This window comes from Brevibacillus laterosporus DSM 25, assembly GCF_002706795.1.
Taxonomy (GTDB): domain Bacteria; phylum Bacillota; class Bacilli; order Brevibacillales; family Brevibacillaceae; genus Brevibacillus_B; species Brevibacillus_B laterosporus.
The window spans coordinates 3251746-3273609 of sequence record NZ_CP017705.1 but is presented as its reverse complement, the minus strand read 5'-3'; the positions used below and the strand labels follow the sequence as shown (position 1 = coordinate 3273609).

Here is a 21864-nt window from a genome sequence, read left to right as displayed (position 1 = left end):
ATTAAGAATTGAGGTGCCTCATGCAACATCGCAACGAAAATTTACGAACTTATATGGTAATTGCTATTTTCACTGCTATTAGTGCTGTATTTGCACAGATTACAATCCCGTTGCCAATCGTGCCTATTACAGGCCAAACTCTAGCTGTAGGCTTGGTGGCAACTGTACTTGGAAGTCGCTATGGTACCATTTCCATGATACTTTATGCCGTGCTAGGAGCGATTGGTGTACCAGTATTTGCAGGCTTCTCCGGCGGTCCACAAGTATTAATAGGACCTACCGGCGGATTTATCTTTGGCTTTATTGCTACTGCCTTTATAATGGGTTATCTTCTTGAAAAAACAAAGTATACCTTCACTATGGCACTACTTGCTAACCTACTTGGTATGGTCGTCACTTTCCTCTTTGGCGTCACCCAACTAAAGCTAGTCTTGAACCTAAGCTGGGCTGGTGCAATGGCTGCGGGGGTAACTCCCTTCATCGCTGGTGGGGTGATTAAGGCAGTCCTAGCTGCTTACGTAGGAATCATTTTGCGGAAACGTTTAATTTCAATTGGAATGCTAAAAGATAAATCTTCAGCCAATCGTCTGGTAACGAACTAAATGATTTCGATCATGTTTGTCATAAACGATAAGAAATCCCGTCTCTGGTATCAGAACCAAAGACGGGATTTCTCTATTTATCGCAATGATGAGCTCACTTTTATAAATAAGGGCTCTCGTGCTTCGCTTTCAGCATATTCCAGCGACGCTCCACCTCTTGTTCAAATTGCTTGAGAGAGGATTCATTCTCAGGACGCAACAGGTGTCTCGTCTTACCCAATAATTGAAGCCACTCCGTCACTGGTACACGTTTGTTTTTCTCTTCCGGATTGAACGTAATCTTAGTTATACCCTTCTCTACTTCATATAACGGGAAGAAGCAACTAGTAACGGCTGTTTCCACGATAGATTTCCCCTTATCCTCTGGGGCTTTCCAGTTTAGTGGACAACTAATTAAAATTTTTCCGTAAACCATACCGACATGCTGTGCATACCATTGTGCTTTTGCTGCCTTTTTAATTAAATCCTGTGGAAAAGCCTCCGTTCCTGTAAAAACGTAGGGAATGTTGGTTGCCGCCATGATTTGTACCGTATCTTTATGGTGGAAGGACTTACCTTGTCGCCCTTCTCCAAGATTGGAGGTAGATGTCATATGCCCCATTGGCGTGGAGTACGACATTTGCGATCCTGTATTCATATAGCCTTCGTTATCATATTCCAGGATGATTAGCTTATGATTGCGTAAAGCTGTACCTATCGCAGGTCCCATTCCAATGTCCATGCCACCGTCACCAGAAATCATAATGAAGGTCACGTTGTTCTGATCTACCTCAATTTCTCCACGACGGATGCGTTCCCAGAACATCTCCACGACACCTGAGAGCGTAGCAGAGCCATTCTGGAATAGATTATGGATATAATTGACCTTATGAGCGGAATAGGGATAACCCGTCGTTACAACCATCGCACAGCCTGTGTGGAAAAGAACGACAATGTCACCTTCAATTCCTTTAAAGAACATTTCTAGTCCAGAAAAAATTCCACAGCCTGGGCAGGCACCGTGACCTGGGGCGATACGTTTCGCTTTTTTGGTCAGCATGCGCATTGGTGGTACTTTAACTTTCAAGTCACCACTCTCTTCATCTTGAGTAACTGTAATAAACCCACTAGTTTGCTCTTTAGTCAAAGGTTCAATCACGCGTATTGGACGATCTTGATCTTCGCCAGGCGTAATGCCATGATAGTCAAAAGAAGCAACTTCTTCTCCCTGTAATTTTTGTAAGCACAGTGTAAAGAACGCTTCTGCATCTGTAGCATAAAAATCTTTGCCTCCCAAGCCAAAAATCCGCGTTAGGATAGTCGTATCAGCCTTGGCGTCCAGCATAGCTGCTTTAATTTCATGACTTAGATTACCACCATGAGCTCCGTAGGAATCAGCACGCTCCCCTACTAACACTACTTTTACATGTCGCAACGCTTCCTGCACAGCCTTTTTCGGAAAAGGACGGATGATATTAGGAGAGACAACGCCTGCTTTAATTCCCTTTTTACGTAGGCTATCTACTACATCACGGGCGGTATCAGAGGCGGAGTTTAGTAGAAATAAGGCTATCTCTGCATCCTCCATCATGTATTCATCCAGCAAGCCATAGCTTCGGCCTGTTAGCTCCTCAAATTCTTTAGCCACATCAAGGAACACCTGCTCTGCCTGATACATGGCTTGAGACTGCTGAAATTTGTTATTAATATAATCAGGATCATTCATATATGGACCGATGGTAGTCGGATTTTTAACATCAGTGGAGTCAATATAGACCGTATTCTCTCCGACAAATTGGGAAACAGTTTCACGATCCGTAAAATACTGCACGCGACGCTTCTGATGCGAAGTAAAAAATCCATCCGAAGCCACTATTACTGGTAACCGAACCTCTTGATGTTCGGCTACACGCAGAGCTAATAGATTCATATCATACACAGCTTGTGGGTCCTTAGCTAAGAGAATTGGCCAGCCTGTGTTCAGTGCATAGTATAAATCGGAGTGATCCCCACGTATATCCAATGGTCCTGACACAGATCGTGTTACTAGATTTAAGACCATTGGGAAACGAGTACCGGATTGAACGGGTAACTGCTCCAGCATATATAATAATCCATTTGCTGAAGTAGCATTGAATACGCGTCCACCCGCCGTAGAAGCTCCATAGCAGATCCCAGCTGAACCATGCTCTCCATCTGCCGGAATCATTACGATATCGTGCTCTCCATTTGCTTTCATCTCATCTAGATATTCAGCAATTTCTGTCGATGGAGTAATCGGAAAATAACCCATTACATGATAATTGATCTGAGCAGCTGCTTTAGCAGCCATTTCATTTCCAGACCTAAAATCAACGGTCTGTGCTACACAGGCTTGGGGTTTTCGTTCTGGTGACGCTGTTGTATTTACACTCATGTCCCTAGCTCCTCCCTTTACGCTCTTACCATTGCAAATGAATGTTTAACGGCATGCTCACGTGCATATTGTTCTTCTTCTCGTTCACGAGTTAGCGATCCAGTTGGACAAACCTCCACGCATTTCATACAGCCCTTACAATATTGATAGTCGATACCACGTAAAAACTGTTGAGCACGACCACGTTTATCTTCGCCCTCTTCCCAAACAAAACAGTAATCAGGGCAGTGCATTTCACAGGCTGCACAATGAATACATGTCTCTTCGTTAAAATGCGGTAGATAGCCTTGACGAGAGGTACTCAGATCTTTTAACACCGAGTTACCTGGATTTGTAATAACGCCCCCGATCGGCTGTGTTAGATAGCCAAGCACGGTTCCCACGCTTCTTTGAATAGATGGCTTGCTTTCTTGAAGATTTGCTGATGGTGCAAAGGTTGTGATGGTACCTTCCGCATACCCTGCATCAAATGTGCGTAGATTAGACTCGACTAACTTAGGATACTTGGCCTCGAACGTTTCTCGAATCATCTGTTTGACAGCCTCTGGACGTAGAAAATCCACAACTCGGCATAAGGCGCCCATCATCGCTGTATTAATACGGGTTTTTTCACGCAAAGAAATCCCCAAAGCATCCACACATAAGATAGTTCCAGAGATTAGCCCTGTTCGTTCTTTGATTTCTTCAGGTGTCTTAGTGGTATTAACGATCAGAATATCGTCTGATCCTAGTCCAGAGATACAATTTTGTGTCGTCAGCATTGCTTCATGAAATACACCCACTACGTGTGGCTCATCGATAGGAGAAGTGGCACGTAATTTAGTTTCAGGGTTGGCAAAACGGACGAAAGCTTTTACTGGGGAACCTTTTTTCTCTGACCCGTAGGAAGAAAAATTGGAACCATTCAGCCCTAAATGAATGACGCCAGCTTCTGCCAGCATTTTACCAGCTAAATTTGCCCCTAGTCCTCCTATTGATTCCAAACGGATTTCGTATAAGCCCAACTCATTCATCTTCGTTAGCCTTGTTTGTGCATTCAATTCTTACACCCTCCCATTGTCCCTATGTAAAAATCCTCATCTATCATTTCCTTGTCTTTCCTGATCTAACGTCGGTTTGGAAACTGTTTTTGTAAACACTACTTTTTATCTTTCTATCTTTCGTCATTTTAAGTTTTATTGCTAGGAAACATTGTGAAAAACATCACACAAAATACAGTTAAGCTCCCTCTCCTTTTACATATAGAAGCTAATTGGCCTTTTCTCATATCTTTATTTCCATTAGGTAGATATTGAATTGTGATAGGGGATTTATGTAAAATAGAAAAGTATGACATTTATGAAAGAGGAAACTATTGTGGAGAATCGTTTAAGAGAATATGATTTTATTCGGGTCTTGTGCGTGTTAGGCGTAATTGCCATCCATGTGACATCGCATTTTGTCACTCGAACCGATTTTGCATTTATTTGGAATCAATTGTCACGCTTTGCTGTTCCCATGTTTATGCTTTTATCCGGATTCTTTCTTTTTTATCAAGATCGGCAACTAAAGCTTCACCAACGACCTTCTATGAAAAAGCGCATAAAAAGACTGATTATTCCTTACATCTTATGGACAATCATCTATGCGCTCTATACTCAAAGTGGTTTACTTCAAAATCAAAATTATCTCATGTGGACCGATTATTTATTCAAAACGTTATGGCAAGGAAAAGGCTATGTCCATCTGTATTTCATGTTAATTGTATTTCAATTTTATTTGTTGTATCCATGGCTACGCTCTTGGTACTACCGATCACCTAACAGCATGCTCTTCGTTTGCTTTATCTTGACTGTAGGCATTCAATCGTTAATCTATCTCTCACAGCATGCTAATGTAGGATTTAACTTACCAAAATTATGGTGGTCCTATAGCATTCCCATACCGGTCTGGATTTTCTTTTTCTCAGCTGGCATGTTTTTAGCCCAATCTAGAGAACGCTGGGAAAACTGGTTCAAAGGGAAAACCTTTTGGCTGATTCTTGCCTGGATCCTTGCATCAGGCTTGATTGTGTTAGATACCATATGGTCTCGTACCTATACCCTGTCAATTAAACCCAGTATTATTTTGTACTGCTTCATCTGTTTTTTCCTTTTTTATAATCTGGGACGCTTGTTTTATCAGAAAAAAAATCCACTTCATTCCATCTTCAATTGGATTTCAGAGCAATCGTTTTTGATCTTTCTGTTGCATCCCTTATTACTATCCTATTTGTCCTCACTGGCTGTTGCTAATAAGCTAGAATTTTTATGGAAAGGGAACCTAGGGATTGTAAATCAATATCTGATTACTGTCATTGCCACTCTGCTAATTACCTACCTATTATCCCGTTTTTCTTGGATACATCTTTTGGGTGGAGTTCCCCCAAAAAGAAGAGCGAAAAGCATATCTACAAATGTGACGACTAAGTCAGAACAAACAACCTGAACAAAACATATACGTTAGATATCAAAGAAAGATGCTTGAAAATGACTACTCTGCATTTTCAAGCATCTGTGTATTATTCTAACTAGCATGATTAGTTATGAATCGCATTGTATTCCCCAATCAGCGGATTTGAATCATAATCACGAGATATCTTCCATTGCTCGCCCTCTTTTACTACATCCATCTGTCCATTCGTTTTAATCACTTTATTCTGTTTTCCATCTGCATAAGATCTTTATTTCGACAATCTTTTGTATATTTTTCCATTTTTTACACAAAAAGCGTGTCCCTTTTATCAGGTGACACGCTCATACATTTGTCTATAAAATAGGAGATAATAGCCGTCCAATCGACTCTTGAAAACGGAGTATACGTGGACGATTATGATATTCTTCTAGCGTAAGCTCAGTACAATGAGGAATATCCTGTAGAAAAAATTCCTCTAGTTTCATCGCCGTTTGACTGTCATAGATAATCGCATTAACTTCAAAATTAAGTTTGAGACTGCGAATATCTAGGTTAGCTGTACCAACAGTTGCTAAACTGCCATCCACCATCATCGTTTTCGCATGCAAAAAACCCTTCTCATATAGATAACAACGTGCTCCTGCCCCTAATAATTCACCTATGTATGAAGAAGATGCCCATTGAACCAATCGATTATCTGAGCGCTTCGGAATCATAATCCTTACATCAATCCCCGAAAGTACCGCTATCTTCAAATCGTTTAATAAGCTTTCGTCTGGTACAAAATAAGGTGTTTGTAAGTATAAGCTCTTTTTAGCAGAATGAATCATTTTTAAATAATTATATTGAATACGCTGATATCTGGACGTGGGTCCACTTGTGACTACCTGCAAGGCAACCTTTCCAGACCCCCTCCACTTAGGAAAATGCTCTTCTGTGTAGAGAATGTTTTGACCTGATGCCAAATTCCAGTCAAGTAAAAAAGTGATTTGTAAAGACGATACTGCTAACCCCTCTATTCTAAGATGTGTGTCTCGCCAATCGCCTAGCACTTGGTCTAAACCAAGATACTCATTACCTACATTAAAACCACCAACAAAACCAATTTTACCATCAACAACAGCGATTTTTCGGTGATTACGATAATTCAAGCGAAAATTAAGATAAGGTATAGGTGAGGAGAAGAAGACTGCTACTTCGCCTCCTGCTTGCTTTAACTCAGCAAAAAAGTTCTTCTTGATGCCAAGCGAGCCAATGTCATCATATAGTACACGGACTTTGACCCCTTGTTTTGCTTTTTTCACCAGTAGGTCAACTAATTGAGCTCCTAAAGTATCCTGACGAAAAATATAGTACTGCAAATGGATGTGATCTGTAGCCTGTTCCAAGCTGGCAAATAACGCTTCAAACTTCTCCTTTCCACTCGTGTAAATCTCTACTTCATTATCTTGAGTTAGTAACGTCTTATTGGTAGTCACATTCATATAGACGAAATCACGATATGTCTCTACCGATACATCTTGATAAACAAGTTTATCCTGCTGGATCTGCTGTTTTTGCCATCTGACCATATCATTGAGGGTTTTATTTTCTCGCTGATTGATACGATACAATTTGCGACCACTTAAATTGCGTCCCAAAATAACGTATATGAAAAAGCCTAAACCAGGAATAAAAAATAGAACCAAAATCCAAGCCCATGTGGCCGTGGCATTCCGTCGCTCTAGGAAGATGAGTGCCATCGCAAGGAAAATGTTAATGACGGATAAAACGAGATAAATTTGGCTGATGAGCCCCATGTATAGGTAACACCCCGCTGACTCTTACATTCCTTTATGTTGCTACTTAATAAGGGTTTATGTATGACTATTTTACCATGTCCTTATACAGCATGTATGGAAAAAAGAAGCGCCCATTCAATGAGCGCCTCTCTCTTTCTTTTTAGCAGACAATTTTGCAACGACGTCTGCATCTTCTTCTGTGGTGTCTGTGGTGGCGTCTGTGGTGTTTATGATGATGTCTACGATGATGTCTATGATGTCTTCTGTGTCTTCTACGTCTTCTTCTCAAATCGCGAAGAGCGCGTCTTAGGAAGCGTTTCGCTTTACGGATATTTCTTCTTGCTCTACGGACATCTCTGTTACTGACACATCTGCGTCTGCGTCTTCTTCGTCTGTGACATGATGACATACTTGATCACCTCTACTTGTAGTTTTGGGGAACGTTGGAGATGATTACAATCTCCTAGACACTTCCAAAACTTAAACATTATCCCCAATAACATACAATGCAAGATGTATGAGCTTCGATACAGACAGATATGCTGAGTCAAACGCCTATTTTTATTTCTACCTACTTATTTTTCAATGGTGCTCGCTAAAAAGAAAATAGGCATAGTCAAAAGCATAGATTTATAGGCTAGACGAATGAAGATACATATGTTTATATACATAGCAAAATTCTATTTACCACTAGAAATAGAAAATTGTGGTGTAAACCTTAAAATAACCTTAATAACATAAATCTATTCTTAATTATTACGTTTTTTTATTGTTTTTATCTGATTTCCTTATATAATTTGCCTTAGGTTGCAATTCTGTCAAAATAAAATTTTGCATTTCTTCTCACAAATAACGTTCGCCATACGTTATTTTTTTTTATACATACATACTTGCTACCGATGCTGCTCGTGGAACTGATCAATTTGATGTAAGAAACAGCGCATGGTATTTGTCAGAAAGGAATCCTTTCTACGAATGAATACTGTTGATACCTGATTATATCCTTCAGGTAATGTAAAATGACGGATGTTTCCTTCTGAATGTAGTCGTAACACCGTTGATTTTGGCACTAGCGAAACGCCGAGTCCTGATTCCACTACTGCTAAGATTGTTTCCAACGTGCCAAACTCCATTATTTTAGTGGGAGTGATCCCCTGTGTTGATAGCCACTGAGTCAATCTCGCCCGATACCCGCATCCTGATCGGAATACAAGAAGTGGCTTGCTTTTACATTCTTCTAATGAGAGGATACCCTTTGCAGCCACTAACACAAGCTCTTCCTCCATGACATGCTCCTGTACAATATCTGGATGTTGTACAGGGCCGCTTACAAAAGCCCCGTCTAGCTGATATTGCAATACATCGCTTACTAGATGCTGTGTAACACCTGATACTAAGGATAAATCTACCCGCGGGAATTTTTTGTGATACGACGACAAGATAATAGGCAGTGCCGAAACCGTCTCAACCGAGCCAATCAGCAATGGTCCAGATGGGTCCTCGCTGGTTTGAAACGACTGTTGCATTTCCTCCATTAGCGCCAACATTTTTTGCGTATAGCCTAAAAGCTTACGACCATCTTCATTTAAGGTCACCCCTCGACGGTGTCGATAAAACAGTGATGTTCCTAGTTCCTTTTCTAGTTGTTGAATTCGAGCGGTGACATTTGATTGGACATAATTTAAGCGTTTAGCTGCCTGACTCACACTACCTTCCTCCGCTACTGTTTGAAAAATACGCAGATCACTTATCTCCATTCCCTATCTTCCTCTTTCTCCATCTCACATTTGATATCAATTATAATGATGGTTAATATCAAATTCAATCATTTTACATGATATCCATTTCGACATATGATGTTCAACGTAAGATTTTTTAGAGAGAGAAAGGTAGAGAGAGAAAATGAAAACAGACAACATCATGAGGGGAGCCTTCCTTTGCTTGGTAGCAAGTGTGGCTTGGGGAGCTATGTTTCCAGTCGCAGAAAGTGCATTTGAATTTATTGATCCGTTTTACTTCTCTGTTATTCGCTATTCTGTTGTTTCCCTCATTTTAATTGGTTTATTAGTCTGGAAAGAGGGCTTCAAAGCGTTACGTTTAGAAGGTCGTGGATGGTCCTTGTGGTTTTTTGGGACAATGGCCTTCACCTGCTATAATCTATTAGTATTCTGGGGACAAAATCAATTAGGAACCTCAGGGGTCATACTGGCCTCCGTCATGGAAGCATTAATGCCGATGCTGTCTGTACTGGTTCTATGGATTTATAAATCAAATAAACCAAAACCGTTTACGATTGGTTGTATCGCAGTGGCTTTAGTTGGAGTCTTTATGGTAATTACAAAAGGAGATGTAAAAGCCTTTTTAATTGGTGGCAGTAGTATATTCGCTGTTCTACTCATCTTTATAGGAGTTTTAGGATGGGTGATCTACACAATCGGAGGCAATCAATTTACTACATGGTCCGTTTTACGCTATTCCACACTAAGTTGCGTCCTAGGCACATTCACCTCGGGACTAGTGGTTCTATTTCTAACTATGCTAAACATTTTACATGTTCCTACTATGACCTCAATATTGGCTGCTGGCAATGAACTTGCTTTTATGATTATTTTTGCAGGTGTGATTGCTTTGATTAGTTGGAACGCTGGAATTAAGCTGTTATCACCAATTAACGGAACATTGTTTATCAACTTTGTACCTGTTACGACATTTATCATTTCCGTCCTGCAAGGGTATAACATGACAATTTATGATGTGGGTGGAACAATGCTAATCATCATAGCCTTAGTATGTAACAACATGTATCAACGTAAGCAAACAAAAGGGGTAGTACCTACTCGTGCGTCTGTAGTAAAATAACCGGGCTGTTCTGCTATCATCTTTTAATCCATCTACATCTAAAAAATCCCCTCGACTGTTTTGCTGAGAATGCAAATGATGATCGGGGGGATTTGTGTATAACCAGAAGTAATAACTGTTTAATCAAGAGTACGCTCCACCTGATTATTGAGCCATTCTAAACAATCCTGCATGACTTCCTCGCGATTTGTATCATTTAACAACTCATGTCTACCTTGTGGATACAATTTATAGGACATTTGTTGCAATTGTAGCTCCTCATACCTTTTTACAAGCTTGTGAATTCCCTTACCACGTATTCCTACTGGGTCCTGGTCACCTGCAATAATGAAGACAGGTAGGTTTTTAGGTATTCGTTGCAAGTATGGCTCCTGTTGAATCTCACGTAGCATTTTAAAAAAGTCACGGTAAAAACTGGTGGTAGATACCCCACCACAGAAAGGATCATCAATGAATTTATCCACTTCAATTGCGTCTCTGCTCAGCCAATCAAATTGTGTACGTGGTGACTTGATATGGCGATTAAAGCTACCAAAAGCTAGGGAATCTATCCATGTACTTCGGTATTGTTCACCACGAATAGCTGTAATTATTTTAGTTACACCTAATCCAGCAAGTAATTCTATTCCGCGACTCCCATTACTTCCTGACAAAATAATACCGTCTATCAACTGGGAAAATTCATACATATATTTTTGTCCCAAAAATGAACCCATACTGTGAGCAAACAAAAACAACGGCTGATCTGGTTGTTCATCATGAATGATCTGACTAAGCTGGGCCATATTGTTAACCATCCATACAAATCCATCTCGTCCCACATACCCCAATTTCTCTATACTACCTGCTGTTTTACCATGTCCTCGATGATCATTTGCATACACTATATAACCTGCATCTGTTAAAAATCGAGCAAATCGCTCATAACGTTCTGCTGTTTCTGTCATACCATGAGCAATTTGCACGACTCCCTTTACTTCTTCCTGATTGTCAGGAGACCAATGATAAACAAATAGGGTAAAACCTTGTTTATCTGTAAAGGTAAATGTCCTTGAATTCATATCTGATCCTCCATCCCATGTATGCCTCACTACAAGTAGTGTATCAGTTTTTTCCAGTAAGCGTAAATGAATGAGGTATAGGCAATAAGCTGTTATGATACGTTCAAATTTTGACCATACTGAAAAGCAAAACGGTTAAAAGGAGCTTTCCGCCATGGCACATTTTCAATTTGTCTGGGATGATCCACTTGTGAAGACCCATTCGCAAATCTGGCAGGGAAATCGCTACCAAATCACCATCGATCCTTATGAAGATCACTCCTATTTATCACTGTGGGAAAACGGACAAATCGTTCGTTGGATTGATCCATCTGGTCCTGCTTTTCATTATCAAACATTACATTTTTTGCCCTTTTCATCACAAGTATTAGCGTGGGGAGAACAAACGGTTACTAAGAGTGTTAAGCGCTGTCTCCATTGCCGTAAGTATCATTTATTAGATTCACTTGCAGCGAGAAAAATGCATCCTTATCCACCACTCTGTCGTAGCTGTCGTAGTGCCTCTCTTGCAACAAAATCCTACTCTACTTATCATTACCCTTACCAATAAAGTAGAAAAAGAGAGGATGTGATCTCCTCTCTTTTTCGTTTTACTTCGTTCCTTCATGCTTATGTCCATTCTTATCTTCCCATTTTTTATTCAACATCTTTTCGATCTTACCGCTAACCTTGATTTTAATTTCATCTGCTTTTTCCTGAGAAAGATGACCATCTTCTACGGCCTTTTCAATTCGCTCCATATATGCTTTTTGCAAGAGAGCAGCCACCGCTTGTTTAGAAACTCCTTGACTTTGAGCAATCTCATTTAGAGATTTTCCACTTGTCCAAGTCATTCTTAATTGTTCCCTATCCATTTTTAACAATGTGAGGAGCTCCTGATTCTCCCACGGTGCAAGCTTTCCTCTCCTAGTATGTTTTCTTTCATGATCACGCAGGGTACCTTCTACAAGGTAAGTCGCTCTTTTCGTAGCATGTTCCTTTACTTTTTCCGCTCGTTCTTTCGTCATACTACCATTCTTAACTGCTTCGTCGAGCTTAGCTATGTGTTGCCTTTTAATTAGTTCGATCACTTTTGTTTTCTCGACACCTCGACTATTGGCGATGTCTGCCAGACTTTTTCCTTTATCTAATTCAGTGCGTAATTGTTCTCTAGATAGATGTAATAGGGATTGAAGTGCAGGGTTATCTATGAAGTGGTTTCGGTGCATGATCTTATTATGAAGGGGGACAGGAGCAGTAACAGAATAAATCGTACTAGATGGTAGCATATTTTGCCTTGCATCAGCTGAGCTTGTACTAAACAAGATCGCAGTAGCAGTAAAAATTAAACCCCATGAAGCTTTATATGGCATAAACAAAAACATCCTCTCTAAGAATAAATAATGGTAATGAGAACAGTCCCATCATCTGGGTTCTTAGTTAGGAATGTGGAATTATCAACAAAAATATACGATATTTCAGTTTTGGTTTTTCATGGATGGTATCAACAATGCTCTCTCTCTTGCATTTGTCTACTCTTCTTATACTGCTGAAAGCGTTGACTCTGTAGTTGGAGGACATATTCATCCAGCTCCTTGCTTAGGGCCACAACCATTGGATGAGAAAAACTACCTTTCTCTTGAACTAGAGCAACCAACTGTTGTTGCAATGTGATGACCATATCTTTGATGGGAGGGGCATGCTTCAATATTCCGCTCACCTTATCTCACAAACCTTTCTCCAGCAATTTATAATTTTATATAATGATAAAGTAACGTGATAAGTTACAGGTATTTTCCATTTTTTTATCACTTTTTCTTAGAATAGAAGAAAAAGTGCTGCCACCCAATTTCAAGAGCGACAGCGACACCTATTTTTTACTATTCTATTTTGGTCTAGCTCCGTTATCACAAATGCTTCCCTGATCTGTACCATTATTTTCTTGCTCTGTCTTGCTCTCTGTACAGTTGTTATCTTTCTCTGTACCGTTGTTTCCAAGCTCTGTACCGCTACTGTAATCAATCGGCTTAGCACCATTGTCGGCTAGTGCCGCTGTAGGGGTTGTAAACGCCATTACTAGTCCAATAACGATCAACACTTTTTTCATGCGAATTCACCCTCCTTCCACTCTTTTAACAGATTCCAATAGAGATGTTGTTGTTCTTGAGTTGCATGAATTCTATGTGTTTCAAACATGTAAAGCAGCTCTCCTAGTTCTTGTTGCTTTTGAAGAGCGAGCGCTTTATTTATTGCCTGTAGCAATTGATCGATTCCCTCTTTATACAATGCTAGCTCGAAATACATCTGAGAGGCAACCTGAAAAAGATTAAAGCGATATTTGTTAATTAATATATTTTCTTCTGGGGCTAAACGCTTGGCAAACATCTCAAAAATATAGCGTGCTAACAGTGCTCTATTAGCATCTAGTAACTTCCTGATTACAATCGACAGACCTGATTCTCGCTGATCCTGCTGAGATAACCAACTTACATAAGTCAGAAGATTGTCCAAATCACCTGAGGTAATTTCAATCATCATCCGATTTCCATATCCGACATTTTGAAACGGCTTATACTTAGAGTACAGATCGGTTAGACGCATAGCCTCCTGATAGTCCTCTGTTTCCTTTAAAGCAAAGCTTTTAATCATCAGGCAGTGATTATAGATGTCAATGTTCTGCCCCTTCGCTAGCTTCTCTAGGATATCTGCGTAATGTAATACCTTTTCCCAATCGCTTGCAATATAAAAATACATCATTACTCGATCATATGCTTTGATCTTTTCTTGTTGGGGCAATCGATTAATGACAGATAGCAACATTACTAATTTTTCATAAGATTCTTTCACGTCAAACCGCATGATATAAAAGATTCGAAAATAGCATATGGCTAATTGTTCCGAATGATAGTCGGCCTCATTGTTTACATAGTAATTATAGAGAAAAAGAGCTTGCTGATATTCTGACTCATTATAAGTCGGAATTCCGGGGTATTTTAGCTCAGCTTGTTCAAAAATAGACTCAGCAATCGTGTAAATAACATCGAGCTTTTTACTATCCTGCTCCAGCAACATTTCTAATAGTTGGAAGGCTATATCATACTTACCAACCTCTAGGCAACGCCGTAGAAACTTTTCGTATTTGTCCTTAATAAATACCAAATGAACACTTTTGAGCCGCTGTTCAATGCACTCTCCAAAAAACAGATGATAAAAAGCCCCTTCTTCCAATTCAAACACCATGGTCAATTTGTCTAAGCTCTCCAGTGTAAACGAATGATTGCCATTAATAGCCTTGGTAAATCCGCTTCTTTCAATGGAAATCAGCTGGGCTGTTTCCGCTTGCGTCAAGCTTTTTTGTTTCATATGCTTGCGGATCGTATCGCGTAATTCCTCACGCGTCCATTCCAGTTCGGAACGAAACACTGTTCATCCCCCCCAGCTCTCTTTTCCTCCAACATAAATCTACTAACCTAGCCTTAATTTTACAATATTTTACATGGTTTTGCTACCTTTTTTGATACTTCGTGCCTGTATTACACACTTTCCTGTATATGCGAAAATAAAGGGCTTCGCATCGCCAACTCTACTGAAATTTGATACAATAGAAAGAAACCTGTTAGCTAAAGGAGATCTCAAAATGGCTCACTTCGCTGCAATTTTGCATATGAAAAATCCAGAGAAAAATCAGGAGTTTCGCCCTCACCATCTTGAATTTCTGGAAAAGCTAAAAGCAGAAGGCAAAATCTTCGCCAAAGGCCCCTTTGCCGATGGTTCAGGCGGAATGGTAATCTATATTGCTGATTCGCTAGAAGAAGCCACTCAGATAGCTGAATCTGATCCTTATGTAGTGGAAGGCGTTCGTCGTCTAGAATTGCATCAATGGAATATATAGGGAAAGATAAAAAAGAAAACCGCTCAGCAGTCGCTTGAGCGGTTTTTGTGTATGTAAATAAATAATCGGAAAATGCATAAATGCATGTACACATGATTGGATTACTTTTTGAATGGCATGCATAAGAAAAGAGCACAAAAAAGGAACAACTGTTACCAACCCAGTCGCTTCTTCTTCGTGCTTCTTAGCATGTTTTCTAAACCGTTTATTCTTTGTCAGCTTCAATACAGCAGTACGTTTTGTTCTTATTTAATTCATGGATGCGTTCTAACATCGCTTGCATCTGTTCTAGTAGCGGTCCAAATTCCTCCATAGAGATCGCAGTACTTTCCACTAAGGCATTTTTAATCCCATCAGCCCTGCTTTGAAGCTGTGTCCCCTTATCGGTAATTGTAATATTGACGGTTCGCTCATCAGCGGTAGAGCGCTCCCTTTTGACTAACTCCATGGCTTCCAATCTTTTTAGCATTGGCGTCAACGTACCTGAATCCAAATAAAGAAGCTGTCCCAGCTGCTTCACCGTACAGGAGTGCTTGTCCCATAAAATTAAAAGCACTAAATATTGTGGATAGGTAAGTCCCATTTCTTCTAAATGCGGGCGATACAACCGACAAATCTCACGAGAACAGGCATAAATCGAAAAACATAGCTGTTGATCTAGCTCTAGCATTTTCTTGTTATTCATGATTTGTCTCCCCTCTTTTTACACTTCCAATTCAATTGTACACAATTTAGTTTTTGACAAATTAATCTTATGTCAAATATAATGAACATGTCAATTGATTAACAAGCAATCGATCATGTTAATAAAGTGGTTCATTTTGTACATTAACACATTCTTGGTACCTATGTACCATATTATTCAATACATCATGGAGGGCACAGACTATGACTACAACTACAGCACCTAAACATATGCAATTACCTTATTATATCAACGGTGAGTGGAGAACAAGCTCCTCGAATGAAACCGTCAAAATATATTCCCCATATAAAGACGGAGTCGTTGGCGAGGTACAAGCCATCACTCGTGCGGAGGTAGACGAAGCCATCCAATTAGCAACTGAAGCACAAAAAGCTTGGGCTGAGTTAAGCATTCGTGAACGTGCTTCCTATCTCTATAAATGGATTGACGAGCTTTTGGCTATGAAGGATGAAATTGCCGACATCATGATGCAAGAAGTAGGTAAAACTTTTGCTGATGCTCAAAAAGAAGTGGAACGCTCTGCCGATCTCATTCGCTACAACATTGAAGAAGCTATTCATATGTACAACGAAAGCATGAATGGTGAGAATTTTCCTGGTGGTTCAAAACAGAAAATCGCCATTGTTGAACGTGTTCCTCTTGGTGTCATTTTGGCTATTTCGCCATTCAACTATCCGGTTAACCTGTCTTCCGCTAAAATTGCACCAGCATTGATGATGGGTAATACCGTAATCTTCAAACCAGCAACACAAGGAGCTTTGAGCGGTATCAAGATGATTGAGGCCTTACACAAAGCCGGAATTCCAAAAAATATTGTAAATGTAGTAACTGGACGTGGTTCTGTGATTGGCGATTATTTGGTCGAGCATAAGGGTATCAACATGATTACCTTTACAGGTGGAACAGAGACTGGTTATCACATTGCAGGTAAAGCAAAAATGGTACCACTTGTGATGGAGCTTGGTGGTAAAGACCCTGCTATCGTACTTCCAGATGCTGATTTGAAATTGGCAACGGGTCAAATTATCTCAGGTGCCTTCTCTTATTCCGGTCAACGTTGCACAGCAATCAAACGCGTGCTCGTTCAAGATGAAGTAGCTGATCAACTAACTGAAATGCTAGCAGCAGAAGTGGCAAAGCTCTCTATCGGCTCACCTGAAGACAAAGCAACTGTAGTACCCGTGATCGACACTAAATCAGCTGATTACATTCAAGGCCTAATTGATGATGCGATCGATAAAGGTGCCAAAGTCCTGACTGGTAACAAGCGTGAGGGCAATCTGATTCATCCAACCTTATTAGCTGACGTAACACTTGATATGCGTGTAGCATGGGAAGAGCCATTCGGTCCTGTCTTGCCAATCATCCGGATTAAAGACGCAGCAGAAGCGATTGAGATTGCGAACAAATCTGAGTTTGGACTTCAAGCAAGTGTCTTCACGAATGACATTAACAAAGCATTCCATCTGGCGAAAAAGCTAGAAACTGGCTCTGTGCAAATCAATGGACGTACAGAACGTGGTCCAGATCACTTCCCATTCATTGGTGTAAAAGGCTCTGGTGTAGGCGTACAAGGTGTTCCAAAAAGCTTGCAATCCATGACGCGTGATAAAGTTACGGTTTTAAATTTACAGTAATATTCACTACGTTTTTGCAAAAGAGTTCATATTATGTAGCATTCAAAAAAACGCCTCTTTTTGATGAAACCTTCTCATCATAAGAGGCGTTTTTCCTTTACCTAATACTGATTACATCAGACTAAAAAGAACTCGTCTGGGTTGGGACCAAAACGTTGGTTTTGATTCAGATCATTGATTCTGCCCATATCTTCAGCTGTCAGTTCAAAACCAAACAAAGCTGCATTTTCCTTAATACGATTCTCATTAACCGACTTTGGAATAATAACAACACCGTTTTGCAAATGCCAACGTAGCACGATCTGGGCCGGTGTTTTTTCATATTTTTGTGCCAATTTAGCCAAAACAGGATGGTCTAAATTTCCTTGCATCAACGGACTCCAAGCTTCGACTTGGATGTTGTGCTGTTTGCAATATGTAAGCAAATCTTTCTGGGTTAAGAGCGGATGCAATTCAATCTGGTTCACCATCGGCTTCACTTCCGCTGCTTTTATCAATTCTTCCAGATGATGCTTGTGGAAATTGCAGACACCAATTGCACGGACTTTTCCATCTTTGTATAGTTTCTCTAATGCCTTCCACGTATCCACATATTTGTCGGTACCCGGCCAATGAATCAAATACAAGTCAAGGTACTCCAAACCAAGTTTTTTCAAGCTTTCATCAAAAGCAGCTAGCGTCGTATCGTAGCCCTGATCGCTATTCCATACCTTAGTAGTAATAAATAATTCTTCACGGGGAACCCCAGCTTCAGCAATTGCTTGGCCAACCCCTTCTTCATTCTTGTAGATCATAGCAGTATCAATACTTCTATATCCGTGCTGAATTGCTGTTTTCACTGCGTGAACAACCTGATCTCCATCATCTACTCTCCAAACACCAAGACCAATCCAAGGCATTTTCACTCCATTTTGGAGTACTGTACAATCTGCGAGATGTTTTACCACTGCTGTTCCCCTCCTCAGCTTTTTTAAAAGTGCTGTATGTAACAGCAACAGTTTCATTGTAGCATGTAGAGAAACCGTTTATCACCTATTGTATGTGTTATCTTCTATATTTTTCATACCTCGCAACGTTTTTAGCATATTTTCATAGAAAAAAAGAACCCATATGTCATGCAATGAACTGTGACCCTATTTGTAGACAGTTTTAAAAGAATACCTAACTAGGCAGCTAAAAGATGACTTCTGAATTCATCAGGGGTCATCTTTTTTAATGACCACTGGTAACGTTCAGAATTGTAATAATCAATGTAACTGTCTACTCGATCCCTCAACTCTTGTATCGTTTGACATGTCTTATATTCCAAATCGTCTTTCATATGACCAAAAAAAGTTTCCATGGAAGCATTATCCCAACAGTTTCCCTTACGGGACATGGACTGCCTAAAGCCTGCTTTCCTGATTAAGCGACGGGTTTTAAAGTGGGTATAATGCAGACCTTGGTCTGAGTGTAGAATGGCTTCGGGGTGAATGTTGCCATCTAGACGTTGGAACAGTCGTTTCAAAGTAATCCTCACCAATGGAAGCTTTAAAGAAGAAGAAAGATAGTGAGCTAAAATCTGTTTTGTTGCCCCATCCTTGACTACCGACAGGTAGGCACATTGACCATTACCGTAATACATATACGTAATATCGGTGAGCAGTACTTTTTCAGGTTCTCCCTGATCAAACTGACGCTGCAACAGGTTGGGACATGTTTGGTGCTCTTGCGTTGCCTTAGCTAATTTTCTATAGGGATTGGCTTGGCGAATGGTAGCAACAAGTTTATACTTTCGCATCAATCGACGAATCTTTTTATGATTCATGATCACTCCACTTTCACGCTCAAGTCGCATCTTAATAACTAATGCTCCTGCTTTACCACGAAGAGCGTCAAAGTGCTTCTTGATAAGTTTAATGTCATGCTCGTCCGCATCCTCTCGTAGCTGTCTAGTTTTCTCCGCACGAAGCCAACGGTAGTAGCCACTCGCACTAACACATGCAAGTTTACAAAGATATCGTGTTACATCACGCAAATTGTACTGACGTATGGTGCGATTAATGATTTGATAGCGCTCGGAGGGGGATAACGTTACCTCTGCAACTTCTGCTTTTCGAGCGCGTCGAGCTTTTTTAAAAAGTCGTTCTCCGCCTCTAAAAACTTGATACGCGCCTCAGCTCGTTTAAGCTTTTCCTCTACGGACAACTCCGTTGTCGAGGGTCTACCCGTACTTTTCTTTCCTCGTTGTTCTTCTAAAAGGCCGATCTCTCCATGAATTTGATACACATTACGCCAACGTTTTAAGCATGTTTTTGGTTTGTCATGACCAATAACGTCTATGTCAAAACCAGCACCACAAAAAATTTCCATAGGTGTTTGTCCCTCTTGATACGCTTTGACAGCTGCTACCTTAAATGCTGGTGCATAAGTAATACTTTTGTACGTTACATGCTGAACATAAGGGTTAGCTTCAAGATGTTTCATTTCTTGTTCCGTGAAAACCTTTGAATTAGCTCTTGTTTTTCCCACAATTCTTTCCTCGCTTTATTTTAATAAGTTGATTAAAACACAAAAGACCCGTAAGAAGGTCACTTTTTTCAAAATGTCCATCTTACGGGTCACAGTTCACAAATGGGTTCCATTGATTTGTTTTTTTCGTCTAAACGATTCTATTATTTAGAAATTAATTTGGTTAATTCCTTCGTTTCAGTTAGACGAATAGGCTTGTCTGTATAGGTTTTACCATCTTCGCTATAATACATTCTGTCACTTTCGTTGCCAGAAAAGATAAAGATGTCGCTCTTAGAAGTAACCGTAACAGTAGTGTTTACTTTCTTATCGCCCTGTTTTTCTTTCGCCACAATTTGATGCTCCACTGGCTGATCATATACGTATTCAATCGCTAGACCTAATTTAGTTGCTTTCTCAATACTTAGCTCCGTTTCCTGAGTAGGAACGATTTCTCCCACGATACCCATACGTTTGTTTGTCAGTTCAACAATTTTTTTAAAATCAGCATCCGTAGATTTTAATGTCTTCTTGTTCCCGTAGTTATAAACGTTAATTTGACTTGGGTCCGGTAAACCTTTACTATCCTTTATTGGTTCACCTTTAAAATCATTATTAGCTTTTGTATCAACAGCTGCTGGTGCTGGTGTTCCTTCTGGGTTTACTTTAGTAGGCTGAGCTTGTTCTCCTGAGTTATTGGAGCAAGCTGTCAACATAGCACATGCGAGTAGGACAAGCAGAGTCCCCTTCATTTTTTTCATCTTCCTCATCACCTTTCTTTGGACTGCAACTTCTACAAGAAAGCTGCTGAATGAAACATGCCTTCTATTTTAACATTATTCGCCTGTAATGTGTAACCATCCAAAAACTGCCTTCCACTTTACATACTGAAACGTCTTCCACCTTACTGGCTTGTCGATCACATTTGTCCTATTTACCACAAAAATAATCCCTTTGAATCAAAAAAGGGCTTGTTCTATAACGAAGGGTAACAACAAATTATTTTTATTTCAGGGGCAGATAGACTGCCCAAGGCTTGATGCGTGTGGGTAGGCATCTCAGCAACAGTTAAAGTATGAGTCACTTCTCCACCAGACAGCCCAATCGGAAAGCTGTCTGACCTATGAATGGCTACTCTTCCTCTTAAATCAGGCAGTGCAAAAGTTGTACTTCCATTACCACCGTATGTTGTCCCTAGCAAAGAAAACAACGCTTGATTCTGTACAATTGGGAGTAATTGTCCATCACAAAATGCCCAACCCTGAGGAGCAAATGTAAATCCAAACAAACGGATTTCACCCAAAAACGGCTCAGACATGTTTTTTTCCTTTCCGCCTGTTGGCATTTTTCTATAATCTATTCAGACAATGTGCTATTCGTAATGACCTATAGCCTATTCTTTCATGAGAAATACGAGTCTAAAATCATGTACAAAAAAGGCCGCTTTTAGGCGGCCCGCTACTCTCTCTATTAAATTGTTCTCGTTGCCGTTTCACAAACCGACCTGTGCCGCTTTTTTTCCCATACATCCCTTTACTCTTACTACCTGTATGCATTTTTGTGCTTTACCTTCCCATGCTTGTCTTTCCTTATAGTAACTAGGAGCAACATTTTGCTTTTTGAGGAAATCTTACTGTATGCTCTTTGTTTCGGTTTAAAAGTATGCCGAAATGCTACCAACGATACTTTTACCTTTTTCAGGAAATTTCGTGTTACTTTGATGCCTTGAAGCTTGTCTGTCCCTTACACTAAGATAAGAAAGCGTTTTTGGTTTAAAACGAAGAGATGTTCCTTGGCTTTGGTCGGCGGAAGGGACCTCTCTTTTTTCATGTTCATTTGATTTCTGGGAATTCTTGTTCCTTACTGTAGGTTCATCTGCCCAAACGAGTGCCATCCTAAAATCCTCCTTCTGTCTTGTGAGTTTCGCATTCCGTTACTTTTACATACATGCTACCCATTACTTCCTGTGATAAATAAGGTATTTTCTATTTTATCTTTTTATTCTAAAGAATGTTCCGCTAAGAATATA

The 21864-nt window shown here is 40.1% G+C and carries 20 protein-coding genes and 2 pseudogenes; 6 read left to right on the top strand and 16 right to left on the bottom strand.

Annotated elements, in window-relative coordinates:
* The first annotated feature begins 20 nt into the window (after positions 1 to 20).
* Positions 21 to 602: a biotin transporter BioY gene (locus tag BrL25_RS15685; protein ID WP_018671392.1), complete on the top strand. Its 582-nt coding sequence runs from the start codon at positions 21 to 23 to the stop codon at positions 600 to 602.
* A 100-nt stretch (positions 603 to 702) separates the two neighbouring features.
* Here the strand turns inward: BrL25_RS15685 and BrL25_RS15680 are convergent, their stop codons facing one another.
* Entirely contained in the window at positions 703 to 2997 is a 2295-nt protein-coding gene (locus BrL25_RS15680) for a thiamine pyrophosphate-dependent enzyme (protein ID WP_018671393.1), read from the bottom strand.
* 17 nt (positions 2998 to 3014) lie between these two features.
* Complete coding sequence (locus tag BrL25_RS15675; protein ID WP_018671394.1) at positions 3015 to 4037, bottom strand: 2-oxoacid:acceptor oxidoreductase family protein; 1023 nt, start codon at positions 4035 to 4037, stop codon at positions 3015 to 3017.
* A 316-nt stretch (positions 4038 to 4353) separates the two neighbouring features.
* On the opposite strand from BrL25_RS15675, the gene BrL25_RS15670 reads away from it, so the two are divergent.
* Positions 4354 to 5463 (top strand): acyltransferase, encoded by a 1110-nt coding sequence (locus BrL25_RS15670; protein ID WP_026315135.1) that lies wholly within the window; start codon positions 4354 to 4356, stop codon positions 5461 to 5463.
* Positions 5464 to 5783: 320 nt separating this feature from the next.
* Here the strand turns inward: BrL25_RS15670 and cls are convergent, their stop codons facing one another.
* Both cls and BrL25_RS15660 read right to left on the bottom strand, forming a co-directional pair.
* Entirely contained in the window at positions 5784 to 7229 is a 1446-nt protein-coding gene (gene cls, locus BrL25_RS15665; RefSeq protein ID WP_018671397.1) for a cardiolipin synthase, read from the bottom strand.
* 875 nt (positions 7230 to 8104) lie between these two features.
* Positions 8105 to 8968 carry a LysR family transcriptional regulator gene (locus BrL25_RS15660; RefSeq protein WP_018671398.1) on the bottom strand — a complete coding sequence of 288 codons (864 nt, stop codon included), beginning with the start codon at positions 8966 to 8968 and terminating at the stop codon, positions 8105 to 8107.
* 145 nt (positions 8969 to 9113) lie between these two features.
* Between BrL25_RS15660 and BrL25_RS15655 the strand changes: the two genes are divergently transcribed.
* Positions 9114 to 10070, top strand: coding sequence for a DMT family transporter (locus tag BrL25_RS15655; protein WP_018671399.1), 957 nt, complete (start codon positions 9114 to 9116; stop codon positions 10068 to 10070).
* A gap of 119 nt (positions 10071 to 10189) precedes the next feature.
* On the opposite strand, the gene BrL25_RS15650 is transcribed toward BrL25_RS15655, so the two are convergent.
* Positions 10190 to 11131, bottom strand: a complete 942-nt coding sequence (locus tag BrL25_RS15650; RefSeq protein ID WP_018671400.1) for an alpha/beta hydrolase — start codon at positions 11129 to 11131, stop codon at positions 10190 to 10192.
* A 154-nt stretch (positions 11132 to 11285) separates the two neighbouring features.
* On the opposite strand from BrL25_RS15650, the gene BrL25_RS15645 reads away from it, so the two are divergent.
* Positions 11286 to 11681, top strand: a complete 396-nt coding sequence (locus tag BrL25_RS15645; RefSeq protein WP_018671401.1) for a hypothetical protein — start codon at positions 11286 to 11288, stop codon at positions 11679 to 11681.
* A gap of 40 nt (positions 11682 to 11721) precedes the next feature.
* Here the strand turns inward: BrL25_RS15645 and BrL25_RS15640 are convergent, their stop codons facing one another.
* The 4 genes from BrL25_RS15640 to BrL25_RS15625 all read right to left on the bottom strand — a co-directional run bounded on the left by BrL25_RS15640 (position 11722) and on the right by BrL25_RS15625 (position 14533).
* A complete protein-coding gene (locus BrL25_RS15640) occupies positions 11722 to 12483 on the bottom strand; it encodes a hypothetical protein (protein ID WP_018671402.1) in 762 nt (253 codons plus the stop codon).
* A 131-nt stretch (positions 12484 to 12614) separates the two neighbouring features.
* Positions 12615 to 12818: an aspartyl-phosphate phosphatase Spo0E family protein gene (locus tag BrL25_RS15635; protein ID WP_018671403.1), complete on the bottom strand. Its 204-nt coding sequence runs from the start codon at positions 12816 to 12818 to the stop codon at positions 12615 to 12617.
* Between the two features lie 177 nt (positions 12819 to 12995).
* Positions 12996 to 13217 (bottom strand): hypothetical protein, encoded by a 222-nt coding sequence (locus BrL25_RS15630; protein ID WP_018671404.1) that lies wholly within the window; start codon positions 13215 to 13217, stop codon positions 12996 to 12998.
* A complete protein-coding gene (locus tag BrL25_RS15625; protein WP_018671405.1) occupies positions 13214 to 14533 on the bottom strand; it encodes a helix-turn-helix domain-containing protein in 1320 nt (439 codons plus the stop codon). Before BrL25_RS15625 ends, BrL25_RS15630 begins: the two co-directional genes overlap by 4 nt.
* A 214-nt stretch (positions 14534 to 14747) precedes the next feature.
* Between BrL25_RS15625 and BrL25_RS15620 the strand changes: the two genes are divergently transcribed.
* The gene (locus BrL25_RS15620) at positions 14748 to 15002 is read left to right on the top strand and encodes a YciI family protein (RefSeq protein ID WP_018671406.1); all 255 of its coding nucleotides are present in this window, start codon (positions 14748 to 14750) and stop codon (positions 15000 to 15002) included.
* A gap of 205 nt (positions 15003 to 15207) precedes the next feature.
* Here the strand turns inward: BrL25_RS15620 and BrL25_RS15615 are convergent, their stop codons facing one another.
* A complete protein-coding gene (locus tag BrL25_RS15615) occupies positions 15208 to 15687 on the bottom strand; it encodes a MarR family winged helix-turn-helix transcriptional regulator (protein WP_018671407.1) in 480 nt (159 codons plus the stop codon).
* A gap of 203 nt (positions 15688 to 15890) precedes the next feature.
* On the opposite strand from BrL25_RS15615, the gene BrL25_RS15610 reads away from it, so the two are divergent.
* Entirely contained in the window at positions 15891 to 17345 is a 1455-nt protein-coding gene (locus BrL25_RS15610; RefSeq protein WP_018671408.1) for an NADP-dependent glyceraldehyde-3-phosphate dehydrogenase, read from the top strand.
* Positions 17346 to 17461: 116 nt separating this feature from the next.
* Here BrL25_RS15610 and BrL25_RS15605 read toward each other — a convergent pair whose 3' ends face one another.
* From BrL25_RS15605 to BrL25_RS15585, 6 genes and pseudogenes are all read right to left on the bottom strand, one after another.
* The gene (locus BrL25_RS15605) at positions 17462 to 18292 is read right to left on the bottom strand and encodes an aldo/keto reductase (protein ID WP_018671409.1); all 831 of its coding nucleotides are present in this window, start codon (positions 18290 to 18292) and stop codon (positions 17462 to 17464) included.
* A 218-nt stretch (positions 18293 to 18510) separates the two neighbouring features.
* Positions 18511 to 19401, bottom strand: a pseudogene (locus BrL25_RS15600) (IS3 family transposase); the annotation flags it as partial.
* A gap of 17 nt (positions 19402 to 19418) precedes the next feature.
* The gene (locus tag BrL25_RS25735) at positions 19419 to 19856 is read right to left on the bottom strand and encodes an HTH domain-containing protein (protein ID WP_104033844.1); all 438 of its coding nucleotides are present in this window, start codon (positions 19854 to 19856) and stop codon (positions 19419 to 19421) included.
* Between the two features lie 143 nt (positions 19857 to 19999).
* Complete coding sequence (locus BrL25_RS15595; RefSeq protein WP_018673878.1) at positions 20000 to 20596, bottom strand: hypothetical protein; 597 nt, start codon at positions 20594 to 20596, stop codon at positions 20000 to 20002.
* Between the two features lie 263 nt (positions 20597 to 20859).
* Positions 20860 to 21153: pseudogene (locus BrL25_RS15590) on the bottom strand (phage tail protein); the annotation flags it as partial.
* 336 nt (positions 21154 to 21489) lie between these two features.
* On the bottom strand, positions 21490 to 21729 hold the full coding sequence (locus tag BrL25_RS15585; RefSeq protein WP_018673876.1) for a hypothetical protein: 240 nt from the start codon (positions 21727 to 21729) through the stop codon (positions 21490 to 21492).
* Positions 21730 to 21864: the final 135 nt, after the last annotated feature.

Excerpts from the sequence above, each read along its gene's own strand:
- BrL25_RS15685 (WP_018671392.1), top strand. The coding sequence starts at position 21 with ATGCAACATCGCAACGAAAATTTACGAACTTATATGGTAATTGCTATT.
- BrL25_RS15680 (WP_018671393.1), bottom strand. The coding sequence starts at position 2,997 with ATGAGTGTAAATACAACAGCGTCACCAGAACGAAAACCCCAAGCCTGT.
- cls (WP_018671397.1), bottom strand. The coding sequence starts at position 7,229 with ATGGGGCTCATCAGCCAAATTTATCTCGTTTTATCCGTCATTAACATT.
- BrL25_RS15660 (WP_018671398.1), bottom strand. The coding sequence starts at position 8,968 with ATGGAGATAAGTGATCTGCGTATTTTTCAAACAGTAGCGGAGGAAGGT.
- BrL25_RS15655 (WP_018671399.1), top strand. The coding sequence starts at position 9,114 with ATGAAAACAGACAACATCATGAGGGGAGCCTTCCTTTGCTTGGTAGCA.
- BrL25_RS15650 (WP_018671400.1), bottom strand. The coding sequence starts at position 11,131 with ATGAATTCAAGGACATTTACCTTTACAGATAAACAAGGTTTTACCCTA.
- BrL25_RS15645 (WP_018671401.1), top strand. The coding sequence starts at position 11,286 with ATGGCACATTTTCAATTTGTCTGGGATGATCCACTTGTGAAGACCCAT.
- BrL25_RS15640 (WP_018671402.1), bottom strand. The coding sequence starts at position 12,483 with ATGCCATATAAAGCTTCATGGGGTTTAATTTTTACTGCTACTGCGATC.
- BrL25_RS15630 (WP_018671404.1), bottom strand. The coding sequence starts at position 13,217 with ATGAAAAAAGTGTTGATCGTTATTGGACTAGTAATGGCGTTTACAACC.
- BrL25_RS15620 (WP_018671406.1), top strand. The coding sequence starts at position 14,748 with ATGGCTCACTTCGCTGCAATTTTGCATATGAAAAATCCAGAGAAAAAT.
- BrL25_RS15615 (WP_018671407.1), bottom strand. The coding sequence starts at position 15,687 with ATGAATAACAAGAAAATGCTAGAGCTAGATCAACAGCTATGTTTTTCG.
- BrL25_RS15610 (WP_018671408.1), top strand. The coding sequence starts at position 15,891 with ATGACTACAACTACAGCACCTAAACATATGCAATTACCTTATTATATC.
- BrL25_RS15595 (WP_018673878.1), bottom strand. The coding sequence starts at position 20,596 with ATGAAAAAAATGAAGGGGACTCTGCTTGTCCTACTCGCATGTGCTATG.
- BrL25_RS15585 (WP_018673876.1), bottom strand. The coding sequence starts at position 21,729 with ATGGCACTCGTTTGGGCAGATGAACCTACAGTAAGGAACAAGAATTCC.